The following is a 13,997-nucleotide window of genomic DNA, read 5'->3' as shown; positions in this document are numbered from 1 at the left end:
CCCGGTAAGACGACAGACCACCATCCTTTCTCCTGCCGCTTTAGCAAAATACGTTCCCAATCCCATGAAAACATTCTAATCTGGGCCTCTTCCGGGCATGAAAAATGCTCACAGACGCAGCAGGCAAGCGTAAGGTCATCATGAAGGCAGTTCGTCACTCTGAAAGCAATCAGGCGGCCCATTGGGATGTCGCCCGCAGGGCCCTGGCTGGCTGGGGGGCGCTCTGCGGTCTGGCCCTGCTTGCCGCATGTAGCAGCAGCCAGCATTCTCCTGCTCTCACCCCCATGACGCAATATGCCAATGGGCAGACTGGCCCGCTGGGATACGACACACATGTTCCGGCTTTTGCCAGCGAAAATTTTGCCCCCTTCAACCGTCAGGATGTCGCCGCCATCGCCCTGCGGGAATGGCGGATGTTCGGAAGTCCGGTTGCCGATGCGGACCCGCATGACAGGCCAGAGCCCACAAGCCCCGCCCTCAAGCCGGAGCGTCTGCCCGGCCTGTGGCAGCGCATTGGTGAATATTGGTGGATCGGCCAGGCCCCGGAAGAAAATGAGGCCCGCTGGACAGGCCGTACCGATGGCAATGGCACCCTGTTCTCCTTCCAGCGGGACGGCAATTACGCTTGGTCCGCCGCCTTCATCTCCTACGTCATGCGCATTGGCGGCGCCAATATCCGCTTCCCCTACTCCCCGAACCACGCCACCTACATCAATGCCGCAGCCTCCGGCAATAATCCGGGTATTTCAGCACAGAATCCCGCCAATTATGCCCCACGATTGGGGGACATACTCTGCGTGGGCCGTGGACGGAGCCGCAGCATCACATATGCCATGCTGCCGACCTCCTACGGCTTCCCGGCCCATTGCGGCATCGTAGTGGCCACGGGCCAAAATGCCCCGCCTTTCGGCAAGGAAATCAGCATCGTGGGAGGCAATGTGGATGATGCCGTCTCGCTGACCCACGTTCCAACGGACAGCACCGGCCATGTCAGCACACCAGACGGGCGAAGCTACGACAGCCGTTACCCGTGGTGTGCCATCCTGACCCCCCGCTACGATGCCGACATGGACCCGAACAGCGGGCAGTAAAACGATCCTACTTCACAGGCAGGCCGCTGGCCTTCCACCCCGTGCCGGGGCCGTGCCTGTCTTCGAAGCCATCAGCAACGTTCGTCAGCGTCCTGTACCCGGCCTGGGCAGCCAGTGCGGCAGCCTTCTGCGACCGCATGCCTGAACGGCAGATGAAAAAGATCGGCGTGGCCTTGTCCGGCACGGCCTCTTCCAGTCCGTGGAGGAACTCGGCCTCACTGCCTTCCCCCCATGTCAACGCCACAACCTTCCGGCCCAGAGATCCCAGCTCTGGCAGACCCACCTGCGCCCATTCCTCCGGTGTACGGACATCCACCAGCACGGCCCGTGCATCAGCCTGAAGACGGTCCCAGCTTTCCTTCGCAGTACAATGTTCCATGTCAGCCTCCTTTTACGCAGGCGCCCCGTCCCGGCCATGTTTCGCTCCCCCAACAGACGGGCGAACATTCACGACCCGGAACCGTACAGCCAGACCTGCACTCATCATACAACCTGATTTTGTTCCGCTCTCCCCAGAGTTCAATAGCGGGGAGAGTATTATAACCATCTTAAATAGTTATAATGATTCTTCCACACCATTTTACGTAGAACATAATGATGATACCCTCTCTGCCATCATGACCTCGCCCCACACCATCCACTGGAACAAAGCACATATGTCACATCTGTCATCCCATCCTAACGCCTTGCCCTGCCCCTCTCTGGTGGAAGCCATTGGCAATACCCCGCTCATCCGCCTGCATCATGCTTCCGAGATCACGGGCTGCACCATCTATGGCAAGGCGGAATTCATGAATCCCGGTGGGTCCGTCAAGGACAGGGCGGCCCTTTCCATCATTCAGGACGGTTTTGCCCGTGGTGCCCTCAGCAAGGGCGGCACGATCGTGGAAGGCACGGCAGGCAACACGGGCATCGGCATCACGCTCGTGGCCCATGCACTGGGCTGCAAGGCCGTCATCGTCGTGCCGGAAACCCAGAGCCGGGAAAAGCTGGACTTCCTCCGCATGATCGGAGCGGACCTGCGCCTCGTGCCCGCCAGACCGTACCGGGACCCCGGCAATTACGTGCATGTCTCCCGCCGTCTGGCCGAAGAAACCGGGGCCTTCTGGGCCAACCAGTTCGACAACACGGCCAACCGGGACGCCCACCGCACGACCACGGCCCCGGAAATCTGGTCCCAGCTGGACGGAAAGGTCGACGCCTTCACCTGCTCCTGCGGGTCCGGCGGTACACTGGCAGGAATCGCCTTCGGCCTGCGGGAGCTGGCCCAGCGGGATGGCCGGAAATCTCCCGAAATCGTCCTGGCCGACCCGGAGGGCTCCGGCCTGTATGGCTGGGTGACCACCAATGACCTCAGCATCACCGGCAGTTCCATCACCGAAGGGATCGGCCAGTCCCGTGTGACGGCCAATCTGGAAGGCTGTGCGCCCGATCACGCCGAACGCATCCCCGATGCCGAAGCTCTGGAACAGATCTACCAGCTCACCATGAAAGAAGGTCTCTCCGTGGGTGGGTCATCAGGCATCAACATTGCTGCGGCCATCCGCACGGCCCGCCGTCTCGGGCCGGGGCATACCATCGTCACCATCCTCAGCGATGGCGGGGCACGATACCAGTCCAAGCTCTTCAACCCGGACTTCCTCCGCAGCAAGAACCTGCCCACCCCGCCCTGGATGTGACATCCCGGGCTGGTCCGCTCCTAACGGCGGATCAGCCGGGCGGCAAAGAAGCCATCCATGCCCCCCTGTGCCACGTTCATGCCCGGATGGGTACGGAAGTACCCTTCCTCCGTGCGGGCACGGGGAAGAGCCGCCAGCTCATCCTCCGTAAAAGGAGACAGCTTCCACCGGCCATCTTCCAGAGCGTGAGCGATACGCTGCGGACCTTCCTCATCCTGAAGGGAACAGACGGCATAGAGCAGCATCCCGCCCGGCTTCAGCATGTCATAGGCGGCATCAATGAAACGGTCCTGCCCCGCTGCCAGCGTGGTGATGTCCCGGGGGCGTTTGATCCACAAGACATCCGGGTGACGCCGCAGCGTCCCCGTGGCCGAGCAGGGCGCATCCAGCAGCACGGCATCCAGCGGCTCGGAAGGACGCCAGCGAAGGGCATCCCCCACAATGACCTCGGCCTTCAGCTGGAGGCGGGCCAGATTCTCCTTCAGCCTCTGGGCACGGGGCTTCTCACGCTCCACTGCCATCACCTCGGCACCCGCACAGAGCAGCTGGGCCGTCTTGCCCCCCGGTGCGGCGCACAGGTCGGCCACCCGCTTCCCCCGCATGTCGCCCATCAGCCGGACCGGCATGGCCGCCGCCGTGTCCTGCGCCCAGAACTGCCCTTCCGCAAAGCCCGGCAGGTCTGCCATTTTCGTGCCCGCCGGGTAGCGGACCGTCCCCGTCGGCAGGGGCTCGCCCCCTTCCGGGGCCTCATAACCAGGCTTCACGGTGAGGTCCAGCGGCGCTTCCTGATAGAAACCCTGCGTGATGGACCGTGCCCGCCGCCCCCAGGAACTCCAGAGCCAGTGCGGCACATCCAGCCGGGCATCATCCAGCCCCTCCTTCAGCGTTTCAGCCTCCCGCACCACACGGCGCAGGACGGCATTGGCCAGACCGGCAAAAGGTGACAGGCCACGCCGGTGCAGGAGGTCCACGATCGTGCCCACGGCCGCATGAGGGGGTGTCTGAAGATGGATGATCTGCGCCACACCCAGCAGCAGGGCACAGCGGACCGGCTCCGGCGGCTGGCGGCGGAGGAGCGGCTGGAGCAGCTCCGTCATGCTGCCCAGATGGCGGAGCGTGGCCGCCGCCAGACGGTGGGCCGCCGCACGGTCCCGCCCCTCGCAGCTGCTGCGCTCCAGCGTGGTTTCCAGCATCCGGCGATGTTCCACCACACCGCAGATGATGTCGAAGGCCAGATCCCTCACCGGGTCTTCATGGCGGGAAATGGAGGCAGGGCGGGCAGCAGGCCGCCGCCCCCGGCCACCCTTGGGGTGTGAACGGGCTGGACGGGGAGAAGAAGCATTTGTCATGCGCCCGTTTTCAGGAGTCAGCGGCAGGAAAGTCAAGATGGTTTTTACACGCCCACTTGACCCTCCCCGCCAAAGGGGCTGCAATCCATCAATCATGACAGACCATACCATCGCCCATGCCTTGGAAGGCATCCAGACCCGCATCAGCGCCGCCTGCCAGAGGGCTGCCCGCCCGGCGGAGGCGGTCAGCCTCGTGGCCGTCAGCAAGTTCCATCCGCAAAGTGCGGTACAGCAGGCCCTTGAAGCTGGGCAGCGCATTTTCGGGGAGAACCGCGTGCAGGAGGCCGCCGCCAAATTTCCTGCCCTGCGGGAAAAATGGCCGGACCTCCGCCTGCATCTCATAGGCACGCTCCAGAGCAACAAGGCAACCGAAGCCTGCGCCCTTGCCGACGTGATCGAAAGTCTGGACCGCCCCTCCCTCAGCACGGCGCTGGAAAAGGCGTCCCAGAAAACGGGCCGCCTGCCTGAGCTGTTCGTGCAGGTGAACATTGGTGATGAACCGCAGAAATCCGGCATCGCCACCTCGGAGGCGGACCGGTTCATCGAGGATGCCCTGCGCCGTTTTGGCCAGCATGTGAAAGGTCTCATGGCCATCCCGCCCGCCAACGAAGACCCGCGCCCCTTCTTCCACAGGCTGGCGGAGATGAACCGCCGCCATGGCCTTCCCGCTCTCTCCATGGGCATGTCGGCCGACTTTGAGACCGCCATCGCCGAGGGGGCAACACTTGTCCGTGTCGGCACGGCCATCTTTGGAGACCGCCCCGCCCCGTAATATCGGCATGACAGAGATGACAGTTTTTTCGGGCTGTCTCTTGCATTCCCCATAAAAAAACTGTCATGAAGCCAGAATCATTACAGCCTGTGCTTCCTTCCGTGGGGGCACTTCTGCCTGTCTTCCTGCGGGGGATGGGTGTCTATCAGTCATACAGGATGGTTTCACCATGTCTGAACAGGATAGCGTGTCCCTCAAGGAATCTTCTTCTGACGCCCGGTATCCCAGCTCTGTTGGTACGCCAACGGCAGCACCACCGCCGCCGGAGCCCGGCGGGCACAGCCACCCCAAGGGCATTGGCGCCATGCTGGCCGCTCTGGGTGTCGTATATGGCGACATCGGGACCAGCCCGCTCTACGCCCTGCAATCCTCCATCCGCAATGTCGGGTCGGAAACCCACCCCGCCCATGCGTGGGAAGTCATCGGGCTGACCAGCCTCACCTTCTGGGCCCTGATGCTGGTTGTGACCATCAAATACGTCATTCTCATCATGCGGGCCGACCATAACAAGGAGGGGGGCATCATCGCCCTCATGGCTCTGGCGCAGCGTGTCTGCAAATCCAACTATTTCCGCTGGGTCTTCGGGCTGATCGGCATTGCCGGGGCCTGTCTGTTCTTCGGGGATGGCATCATCACACCAGCCATCTCCGTCCTCTCCGCCGTGGAAGGGGTAGAGGTCTCGGTGCCGGAGGCTTCAGCCTTCATCATCCCGGCGGCCATCATCATCCTGCTGGGGCTGTTTGCCGCCCAGGCTCTGGGCACTGGCAAGATAGGCCGGGCTTTCGGGCCCATCATGCTGGTATGGTTCTTCACCATCGCCATACTGGGGGCAAGAGGGATCATGCTGCATCCGGGTGTGCTGCTGGCCCTGTCCCCGCTGGAGGCCATCCGCTTCATCGTCACGCATGGCAAGCTGTCCTTCATTGCGCTGGGATCGGTCGTGCTGTCCGTCACCGGGGCGGAGGCCCTCTATGCCGACATGGGCCATTTCGGGCGCACACCCATCCGCTTTGCATGGCTTTTCCTTGTGCTGCCTGCCCTGACGCTGAACTATTTCGGGCAGGCTGCCTCCATCATCCACAACCCGACCACGTTGGCCAATCCTTTCTACTATCTGGCCCCGCACTGGATGCAGATACCCATGCTGCTGCTGGCGACCATGGCCACCATCATTGCCAGCCAGGCGGGCATCTCTGGCAGTTTCTCCCTCTGCCGCCAGCTCATCCAGCTTGGTTACCTGCCCCGCACACGCATCATCCACACCAACCCGCATGAGGAAGCGCAGATCTACCTGCCGTCCCTCAACTGGCTGCTGGCCTTCGGGTCCGTCGTGCTGGTCATCGCCTTCCGCTCCTCTGCGGCCCTGGCTTCTGCCTACGGCATCGCCGTGACAGGGACCTTCCTCTGCACCTGTGTGCTGGCCATGGTGGTCTTCCGCCGTGTCTTCCAGTGGAAGAGCTATGCCGTGGGGACCGTGTTCGGCTTCTTCTTCATCATGGATGCCGTCTTCTTCTCCTCCAACGTGATGAAGATTCCGGATGGAGGGTGGGTCCCGCTCAGCATCGCCGTTGGCAGCACACTCATCATGACCACATGGCAACGTGGCCGCCAGCTCATCCGCAACACGAAAAAACGTGATGCCGTGCCGATGGGCTCCTTCATCACCCGGTTGACCCAGTCCCGCACCATCCGTGTGCCCGGTCTGGCCGTCTTCCTGACCTCGGACCCGGAAATGGTGCCGGATGCCCTGCTCTACAACCTGCGGCACAACAAGGTCCTGCACCAGACAGTCCTGTTCGTCACCGTGCAGACGCTCGACCAGCCGGAAGCGGACCCCGACCAGCGCATGACTGTCAAGGAACTGGCACCAGGCATCCGCCGGGTCATCATCCGTTACGGCTTCATGGAGATGCCCAACCTGCCCCTGACACTGGCTGGCATGACAGAAATGGATTTCGACCCCATTCAGGCGTCCTATTTCACCTCGCATGACCTCGTCTTCCGCTCCAAGGTGCCGAAGATGTCACTCTGGCGGATGTGGGTGTTCCTCTATCTCCTCAACAATGCCACGTCGATTTCCGAGTTCTTCCGGATTCCGCCGGAGCGTGTCATGGAGTTCGGGGTACGGGTCGCGATCTGATCGTGGCCCACCAGCCCCTTCCGCTTTCGCTCTACATCCACTGGCCTTTCTGCCTTGCCAAATGCCCGTACTGTGATTTCAACTCCCATGTGCGGGAAACCATCCCTCAGGAGCGTTTCGCCAACGCCCTGAGGGCCGAGCTGGAGCATGAAACCACACGGCTGATTCAGGACGCCCCCCGGCAGCTTGTCTCGATCTTTTTCGGAGGGGGAACGCCCTCCCTCATGCAGCCGGAGACGGTCCATCATCTGATCGAGGATGCCCGCCGCCTCTTCCCCAGCGTGAATGACCTCGAGATCACTCTGGAGGCCAACCCCACCAGTGTGGAGGCCGACAGGTTCCGTGCCTTTGCAGAGGCAGGTGTCAACCGTCTTTCCCTCGGCGTGCAGAGCCTTGATGAGACCGACCTGGCCGCTCTGGGGCGGCAACATTCGGCACGACAGGCCATTGCGGCCCTGGAGCTGGGACGCAGCATTTTCCCCCGCCTCTCCTTTGACCTGATCTATGCCCGCCCCGGCCAGACGGAAGAAAAATGGCGTGCGGAACTTCGGCAGGCCCTGGCTCTGGCCGCAGACCACCTTTCACTCTACCAGCTGACGATCGAACCCGGCACGAAATTCGAGGCCCAGCACAGGCGGGGCAACCTTGTCCTGCCTGAGGATGATCTGGCGGCGTCCCTCTACATGATGACCCGTGACGAAGCCGCCCGTTTCGGCCTGCGTGACTATGAAATCTCCAACTATGCCATCCCCGGTGCCGAAAGCCGCCACAACCTCACCTACTGGCATTATGACGACTATCTGGGCATTGGCCCCGGTGCCCACAGCCGCCTGACCTTCAGGGGCCAGCTCCACGCCACACGCCGCCATCGTGCCCCGGAACCCTGGGCAGAGCGTGTGGAAACACATGGGCATGGCACAAGGGACGATGAAACACTCTCACCGGACATGAAGGCTCATGAAGCCCTGCTCATGGGGCTGCGCCTGCGGGAAGGCATCAATGCGGCCCATTTCAGCAGACGGACCGGCCTGCCGCTGCGAGACTGCCTCGACCCCGTCATTCTGGAGGCCTGTCTTGAGGAAGGCTATCTGGAACAGGATGCCCAGACCCTCCGGGCCACGGATGAAGGCCGTCTCCGGCTGGAAGCCCTGCTTGGCCAGCTTGTTCTCTGAACGCCACCTTTGAAAAGAACAGACTGCACCCCATCTACAGGGCAGCCTCCCATCATCCACAGCGTGATGCCCGCCATGTCTGCACAGAAAAACCCCACCCTCCACATGATAAAGCTGATCGTAGGCTGCACCTCCCCCGAGATGCTGCGGGACTGGGTAGCGGTGGAACGCCACAAGGGGACAGCCTACGTGCGCACCCGCACCATGCCCAAACGGGCTGCGGAAATCGTGCAGGGTGGCGGGTCCATCTACCGGGTCATCAACGGTCTCATCATGTGTCGGCAGCCCATCATCGGGTTTGACAGCTACACCCGGGATGACGGCCATCCCGGCACGCTGATCCTCGTCTCGGACGAGGTCATCCCGACCCAGCCACGGCCTATGCGGCCTTTTCAGGGCTGGCGGTACTTCAAACCGGAAGATGCTCCACCCGATCTTGGTCAGGGGGCCGCTGATCTCCCCGATGACGGGATCAGTTCCCTGCCGGCCTCCCTCCGCAACCAGCTGTCCGAGCTGGGCCTTCTGTAACGGTCAGGAACAGCAGGCCATCACGGCCCGGAGCTGATCTTCCAGACCACTGCTTTCGGCGGGAAATGTCCCTTCCAGAGCCGATGTCCCCACGGTGAACCCCGCCGCCCCGGCCTGCCGGATCGTCCTGATCTGTTCCGGTGTGCTGATGGACCCTGCCACAATCACGGGTTTCTTTACAGCTGCACAGCTGGCCCGGATGACCTCCGGGACATTCCCGTCATTCCGGTACGCCAGCAGGTCCAGCCCCGTCACGGCGGGATGGGCGGCCCATTCCACCGCATTGCGGGCTATTTCCTCCGGTGAGCCTTTCAGCACGCTTGGATGCCCCACAACATGCCCTGCAAACGGGTAGTAGGCTACGTCATGCCCTGCCAGAAGAGGCAACACATCCGGCACATGCGTGCCTCCCATCAGGCAGTCCACCCCCAAGGACAGCCCGGCCTTGACGGAATCCAGCTCCCGCTCCCGGTCCGGTGACACGATTTCCAGGTATGAAGTCGCTCCAGCAGAACGGATCCTGTCCGCCAGTATCCGCAACTGCTCCACGGGCAGACCAATATCCTTGAAGCCAACATGCCGGATGCCCAGCCGCAGGGCGATGTCCACAGCCTCCAGAGCATTGTCCACCGTGCGGTCATCACGGGTCAGCATAAAAATGAACCGGAGCGCTTCCATCATCCCTCGTCCCTGACTGTCCTGATCCTGTCTCCCTCATATGGGATGCACATCATACCCAGCCAAGCCCCTATGGACATTCCCCCCCAGCCCCTCCCATGATGGTGGGCCAACATGGCTACAGTGACAGGACACGCCACCATGAACGATACGCCCCACAAGACCCCCGATGACTCCATTGAGGCAGCCTTTCAGGATGATGAGCAGACCATCACCGGAGAAGACCCTTTCCTGCTTTTTCATGAATGGCTGACGCTGGCCGGCACGAAGGAACCCAATGACCCCAATGCAATGGCTCTGGCGACGGTTGATGAACATGGCCTGCCCGATGCACGCATGGTGCTGCTGAAAGGCGTTGATGAGACAGGTTTCATCTTCTACACGAACAGCGAATCTGCCAAAGGACGGGAACTGGAAGGCAACATGCAGGCGGCCCTGCTCTTCCACTGGAAGAGCCTGCGCCGACAGGTCCGCATCCGGGGCCGGGTCTCACGTCTTCCTGCCGTAGATACGGACGCCTATTTCGACTCCCGCCCCCGGGCGAGCCGCATCGGCGCCTGGGCCAGCCAGCAGTCCCGCCCCATCGCCAGCCGCAAAGCCCTCTGGAAGGCCGTGACAAAAGAAACGGCCCGTTTCGCCATCGGGCCCATCCCCCGGCCACCATACTGGAATGGCTATCACGTCACCCCGGCCTCCATGGAGTTCTGGATGGACAAGCCATTCCGCCTCCATGACCGGGTACTCTTCACCCGTACACAGGATGGCCAGCACTGGACAACACAGCGTCTTTTTCCGTGAGAGCAGGCACAAAAAAAGGTGCGGGCCCAAAAACCCGCACCTTCCTATTGTCCATGACTGGCAGAGGCTGTTTTACCGCCCTGTCATGATGCGATCGACCAGCTCCTTGACGGTCGGAATATGCCCGTTGGCGTAGAACGGGTCTGTGGCAAAGCGCCACGCATTCGTTCCACCGAAGACCAGATTGTGGTCCACGATCTTTTTCTGCTCCTCTGGCGAGACATCCTGCAAATGGGAGATCGTCTGAAGGGTCTTCTGAATACAGAAAGAACGGGGATCCGCCCGCTGGCCTGTGCTGAAGGTCGGGCCCTTCTGGCTCCAGTTGGAGAAACGGCACTGGGAAAGGCACCCCATGCAGGCCGCCTGATCAGCCAGAACCTGCCGGGCCGTCTCCAGCGTCTCGAATACCACAGTATCATCCGGCGTCCGCATGGGCTGGGTATACCCGGCGGCCTTCCAGCGATTCACCTTCTCGGCATCATCAGCCCGGACAAAAACCTCCCGTCCACGCCCGCCCAGACAGATGGGCGTATCAAACTCGGCCTCTGCTGCCGCACGGAAAGCAATCTGTCGCTCGGACCGCTCATACAGCTCCCGCAGGAAACCATTTTTCACGGCCGATGAATAAAAACCCGTCGGAGAGAAACGGTTCAGATAGACATCACCCTCCTTCAGCGTCAGCAGCAGCTGCTTCCACGCATCCGGGACAGGGCTTTCCTGCGTCAACAAGGGGCGAGTACCGAACTGGAAAGCAATCAGCCCGATCTCGGGGTTGTCCAGCCAGTCACTCCACTCTTCCAGATGCCAGACACCACCAGCCATGATGATGGGCACATGCTGAAGGCCAAAACCATTCATGACCTTCCGCAGGGCTGCCACACGGTGGTAGGGCTCCTCCGGTTTCAGAGGGTTTTCCGTATTCGAGAGGCCATTATGACCGCCGGCCCGCCAGGGGTCCTCATAGACAACACCGCCCAGCAGCTCGGAAAAACGCACATAGGAGCGCTTCCAGAGCGCACTGAACGCACGGCCGGATGAGACGATCGGGTAGTAATGTATCCCGAACTGCGCCGCAATTTCAGCCAGCCGGTAGGGCATCCCTGCGCCACACGTCAGCCCCTGGATCAACCCGGGAGCACCTTCCAGTATCCCGGTGATGACTTCCTCGGCAGCACCCATTTCCCACATGAAATTGGCATGAACACGGCCACGGCCACCGGAAATGTCCCGGGCTATCCGTGCCTGTGCGATACCCCCTTCTATGGCATAGCGCACCAGCTCGGCCTGCCGCTCCCGGCGTGTCCGGCCATGATAGACCTGCGGAACAGGATTGCCCTGCTCGTCATAACTGTCCGCATTGACAGCAGAGAGCGTTCCGACCCCACCTGCCGCAGCCCAATGACCCGCAGACACACCATTGGAGACAGAAACACCTTTGCCCCCTTCGACCAGGGGCAGAACCTCCTGACCACCAAAACGGACGGCATTGATCGACTTCATAGAGGCCAGATGTCCCCACTACTCAATCACAAAACTCACTCATGCAAAGGGAGCCTGGGCTCCCCTCACACATCCTTACTCCGCATCACGACGAGGGCGACCCGGCTTTGCGCCAACGCTCTCCGTAATGTCCGCACCAGTCTCCTGGTCCACGACACGCATGGAAAGCTTCACCTTGCCACGATCATCAAAACCAATGACCTTGACCTTGACGGCATCACCCTGCTTGACAACATCCGTTGTCTTGGCGACCCGACCATCCGTCAGTTCGGAAATATGAACCAGACCATCCTTGGGGCCAAGGAAGTTCACGAACGCACCGAAGTCGGCCGTCTTGACAACCTTCCCGTCGTAGATGCGTCCCATCTCCGGTTCCGCCACGATGCCCTCAATGCGGCTGATGGCCTTCTGGGCCTGCTCATCACTGGCGGCAGCAATCTTGATGACGCCGTCATCCCCGATATCAACCTTGGCGCCAGAATACTCACAAATCTCACGAATGACCTTGCCGCCCGATCCGATCACATCACGGATCTTCGCAACAGGAACGGTCATGGTCGTGATCTTCGGTGCATTGCCTGCCACGTCGGAGCGTCCCTCGGAGAGAGCTTTGCTCATTTCACCAAGAATGTGCAGACGGCCTTCACGGGCCTGCTCCAGCGCCACCTTCATGATTTCCGGCGTGATGGAAGTGATCTTGATGTCCATCTGGAGAGCGGTCACACCCTCGGACGTACCAGCAACCTTGAAGTCCATATCCCCAAGGTGATCCTCATCCCCAAGAATATCTGTCAGGACAGCATGGCCACGCTCTTCCTTGATAAGGCCCATGGCAATGCCAGCCACCGGGCGCGGCATGGGTACGCCGGCATCCATCAGGGACAGGGACGTTCCACAAACCGTAGCCATGGAGGAAGAGCCGTTGCTTTCCGTAATTTCGGAAACGACACGCAGCGTATACGGAAAATCTTCCTTGGACGGCAGGAGCGGATTGATGGCACGCCATGCCAGCTTGCCATGTCCGATCTCACGACGGCCCGGAGACCCCATGCGGCCACACTCACCAACGGAGAACGGCGGGAAGTTGTAATGCAGCATGAAGCGGGACCGGTATTCCCCCTCCAGCGCATCAATCACCTGCTCATCCTGACCTGTCCCCAAGGTGGCGACAACCAGCGCCTGCGTCTCGCCACGGGTGAAAAGGGCAGACCCATGAGAGCGGGGCAGCACACCAACCTCAGCCATGATGGGACGCACCGTCTTCGTATCACGGCCATCGATGCGGATGCCCGTTTTCAGGATGGTGCCACGGACAACCTGTGCCTCCAGATCCTTGATCATCGGCTTGGCCAGCTCGGCATCAAAGCCTTCCTCCTCAAGGGTGGCCACGATCTTCTCGCGAGCCGCGGCAACCTTCTCCACACGGGCCTGCTTGTGGCGTTCCTTGTAGGCCTCGGCAATCAGCTTGTTGCCCACCTTGTCCACACGCTTGCGCAGGGCGACCTCTTCCTTGGAGACCTCCGGCAGGTCCCACGGGGCACGGGCAGCCGATTCTGCGAGGTCGATGATCGCATCAATCACCGGCTGGAAAGCCGTATGACCCAGCATGACAGCCTCGAGCATCTCATCCTCGGAGAGCTCCTGCGCCTCGGACTCAACCATCAGCACACCCTCGGATGTACCGGCCACCACGAGGTCCAGCGCACTGTCCTTCACCTGGCTGAGGGTCGGATTGACAACAAACTTGCCATCAATGTGACCGATACGGGCAGCCCCAACCGGACCGAAGAAGGGAATACCGGACAGTGTCAGCGCTGCGGAACAGCCAATTAGAGCCACCAGGGCCGGATCATTTTCCATGTCATGGCTGAGGACCGTGGCAACGACCTGAACCTCGTTCCGGAAATTGTCCGGGAAAAGCGGACGGATCGGCCGGTCGATCAGACGGGAGGACAGCACCTCATGCTCGGACGGACGGCCTTCCCGCTTGAAGAACCCGCCGGGAATCTTGCCTGCAGCGTAGGCCTTCTCCTGATAGTTCACGGTCAGCGGAAAGAAATCCTGCCCCGGCTTCACAGTCTTGGCACCAACGGCAGTACAGAGCACGACCGTATCACCATAGGTGACCACAACGGCCCCATCAGCCTGACGGGCAATCTTGCCCGTCTCAAGCACCAGCGGACGGCCGGCCCATTCAATTTCTTTGCGGAAATAATTGTCAAACATTCTGTCTTCCTCCGGAAGCAATAATCACGGCCCGACCGGTACCAGACTACAAACAGCGTTTCGG

Annotated in this window: 12 protein-coding genes; 7 read left to right on the top strand and 5 right to left on the bottom strand. The window is 61.3% G+C overall.

The features are described 5' to 3' along the window. Positions 1 to 140: 140 nt before the first annotated feature. Entirely contained in the window at positions 141 to 1,091 is a 951-nt protein-coding gene (locus J8Z04_RS04770; protein ID WP_086431829.1) for a DUF2272 domain-containing protein, read from the top strand. Positions 1,092 to 1,098: 7 nt separating this feature from the next. Here J8Z04_RS04770 and J8Z04_RS04765 read toward each other — a convergent pair whose 3' ends face one another. Continuing rightward, positions 1,099 to 1,470, bottom strand: coding sequence for a rhodanese-like domain-containing protein (locus tag J8Z04_RS04765; protein ID WP_192848619.1), 372 nt, complete (start codon positions 1,468 to 1,470; stop codon positions 1,099 to 1,101). Positions 1,471 to 1,747: 277 nt separating this feature from the next. On the opposite strand from J8Z04_RS04765, the gene J8Z04_RS04760 reads away from it, so the two are divergent. Further along, entirely contained in the window at positions 1,748 to 2,770 is a 1,023-nt protein-coding gene (locus J8Z04_RS04760) for a cysteine synthase A (protein ID WP_192848618.1), read from the top strand. A 20-nt stretch (positions 2,771 to 2,790) separates the two neighbouring features. On the opposite strand, the gene J8Z04_RS04755 is transcribed toward J8Z04_RS04760, so the two are convergent. Next, a complete protein-coding gene (locus J8Z04_RS04755) occupies positions 2,791 to 4,119 on the bottom strand; it encodes an RsmB/NOP family class I SAM-dependent RNA methyltransferase (RefSeq protein ID WP_192848617.1) in 1,329 nt (442 codons plus the stop codon). A gap of 94 nt (positions 4,120 to 4,213) precedes the next feature. On the opposite strand from J8Z04_RS04755, the gene J8Z04_RS04750 reads away from it, so the two are divergent. The 4 genes from J8Z04_RS04750 (at position 4,214) to J8Z04_RS04735 (ending at position 8,731) form a co-directional block, all read left to right on the top strand. After that, on the top strand, positions 4,214 to 4,891 hold the full coding sequence (locus J8Z04_RS04750) for a YggS family pyridoxal phosphate-dependent enzyme (protein WP_154980978.1): 678 nt from the start codon (positions 4,214 to 4,216) through the stop codon (positions 4,889 to 4,891). A 169-nt stretch (positions 4,892 to 5,060) separates the two neighbouring features. Further along, positions 5,061 to 7,031, top strand: a complete 1,971-nt coding sequence (locus J8Z04_RS04745; RefSeq protein ID WP_043560963.1) for a potassium transporter Kup — start codon at positions 5,061 to 5,063, stop codon at positions 7,029 to 7,031. Further along, positions 7,028 to 8,203: a radical SAM family heme chaperone HemW gene (gene hemW / locus J8Z04_RS04740; RefSeq protein WP_197981642.1), complete on the top strand. Its 1,176-nt coding sequence runs from the start codon at positions 7,028 to 7,030 to the stop codon at positions 8,201 to 8,203. The genes J8Z04_RS04745 and hemW overlap by 4 nt, the downstream gene beginning before the upstream one ends. A gap of 75 nt (positions 8,204 to 8,278) precedes the next feature. Then, a complete protein-coding gene (locus tag J8Z04_RS04735) occupies positions 8,279 to 8,731 on the top strand; it encodes a DUF1489 family protein (RefSeq protein WP_192848615.1) in 453 nt (150 codons plus the stop codon). Positions 8,732 to 8,734: 3 nt separating this feature from the next. Here the strand turns inward: J8Z04_RS04735 and J8Z04_RS04730 are convergent, their stop codons facing one another. After that, positions 8,735 to 9,412 (bottom strand): 4-hydroxythreonine-4-phosphate dehydrogenase, encoded by a 678-nt coding sequence (locus J8Z04_RS04730; RefSeq protein ID WP_232086395.1) that lies wholly within the window; start codon positions 9,410 to 9,412, stop codon positions 8,735 to 8,737. A 138-nt stretch (positions 9,413 to 9,550) separates the two neighbouring features. Between J8Z04_RS04730 and pdxH the strand changes: the two genes are divergently transcribed. Next, complete coding sequence (gene pdxH / locus J8Z04_RS04725; RefSeq protein ID WP_192848614.1) at positions 9,551 to 10,207, top strand: pyridoxamine 5'-phosphate oxidase; 657 nt, start codon at positions 9,551 to 9,553, stop codon at positions 10,205 to 10,207. Positions 10,208 to 10,279: 72 nt separating this feature from the next. Here the strand turns inward: pdxH and J8Z04_RS04720 are convergent, their stop codons facing one another. Beyond that, positions 10,280 to 11,707 carry an NAD(P)H-dependent flavin oxidoreductase gene (locus tag J8Z04_RS04720; RefSeq protein ID WP_043560968.1) on the bottom strand — a complete coding sequence of 476 codons (1,428 nt, stop codon included), beginning with the start codon at positions 11,705 to 11,707 and terminating at the stop codon, positions 10,280 to 10,282. Positions 11,708 to 11,782: 75 nt separating this feature from the next. Continuing rightward, positions 11,783 to 13,933: a polyribonucleotide nucleotidyltransferase gene (pnp, locus tag J8Z04_RS04715; protein ID WP_081562601.1), complete on the bottom strand. Its 2,151-nt coding sequence runs from the start codon at positions 13,931 to 13,933 to the stop codon at positions 11,783 to 11,785. Positions 13,934 to 13,997: the final 64 nt, after the last annotated feature.

Source organism: Bombella apis (genome assembly GCF_018221685.1).
Taxonomy (GTDB): Bacteria; Pseudomonadota; Alphaproteobacteria; order Acetobacterales; family Acetobacteraceae; genus Bombella; species Bombella apis.
The sequence above is the reverse complement of the archived record's forward strand: the minus strand, read 5'-3'. Positions and strand labels throughout refer to the sequence as shown.

Excerpts from the sequence above, each read along its gene's own strand:
- J8Z04_RS04770 (WP_086431829.1), top strand. The coding sequence starts at position 141 with ATGAAGGCAGTTCGTCACTCTGAAAGCAATCAGGCGGCCCATTGGGAT.
- J8Z04_RS04765 (WP_192848619.1), bottom strand. The coding sequence starts at position 1,470 with ATGGAACATTGTACTGCGAAGGAAAGCTGGGACCGTCTTCAGGCTGAT.
- J8Z04_RS04760 (WP_192848618.1), top strand. The coding sequence starts at position 1,748 with ATGTCACATCTGTCATCCCATCCTAACGCCTTGCCCTGCCCCTCTCTG.
- J8Z04_RS04755 (WP_192848617.1), bottom strand. The coding sequence starts at position 4,119 with ATGACAAATGCTTCTTCTCCCCGTCCAGCCCGTTCACACCCCAAGGGT.
- J8Z04_RS04750 (WP_154980978.1), top strand. The coding sequence starts at position 4,214 with ATGACAGACCATACCATCGCCCATGCCTTGGAAGGCATCCAGACCCGC.
- J8Z04_RS04745 (WP_043560963.1), top strand. The coding sequence starts at position 5,061 with ATGTCTGAACAGGATAGCGTGTCCCTCAAGGAATCTTCTTCTGACGCC.
- J8Z04_RS04735 (WP_192848615.1), top strand. The coding sequence starts at position 8,279 with ATGTCTGCACAGAAAAACCCCACCCTCCACATGATAAAGCTGATCGTA.
- J8Z04_RS04730 (WP_232086395.1), bottom strand. The coding sequence starts at position 9,412 with ATGATGGAAGCGCTCCGGTTCATTTTTATGCTGACCCGTGATGACCGC.
- pdxH (WP_192848614.1), top strand. The coding sequence starts at position 9,551 with ATGAACGATACGCCCCACAAGACCCCCGATGACTCCATTGAGGCAGCC.
- J8Z04_RS04720 (WP_043560968.1), bottom strand. The coding sequence starts at position 11,707 with ATGAAGTCGATCAATGCCGTCCGTTTTGGTGGTCAGGAGGTTCTGCCC.
- pnp (WP_081562601.1), bottom strand. The coding sequence starts at position 13,933 with ATGTTTGACAATTATTTCCGCAAAGAAATTGAATGGGCCGGCCGTCCG.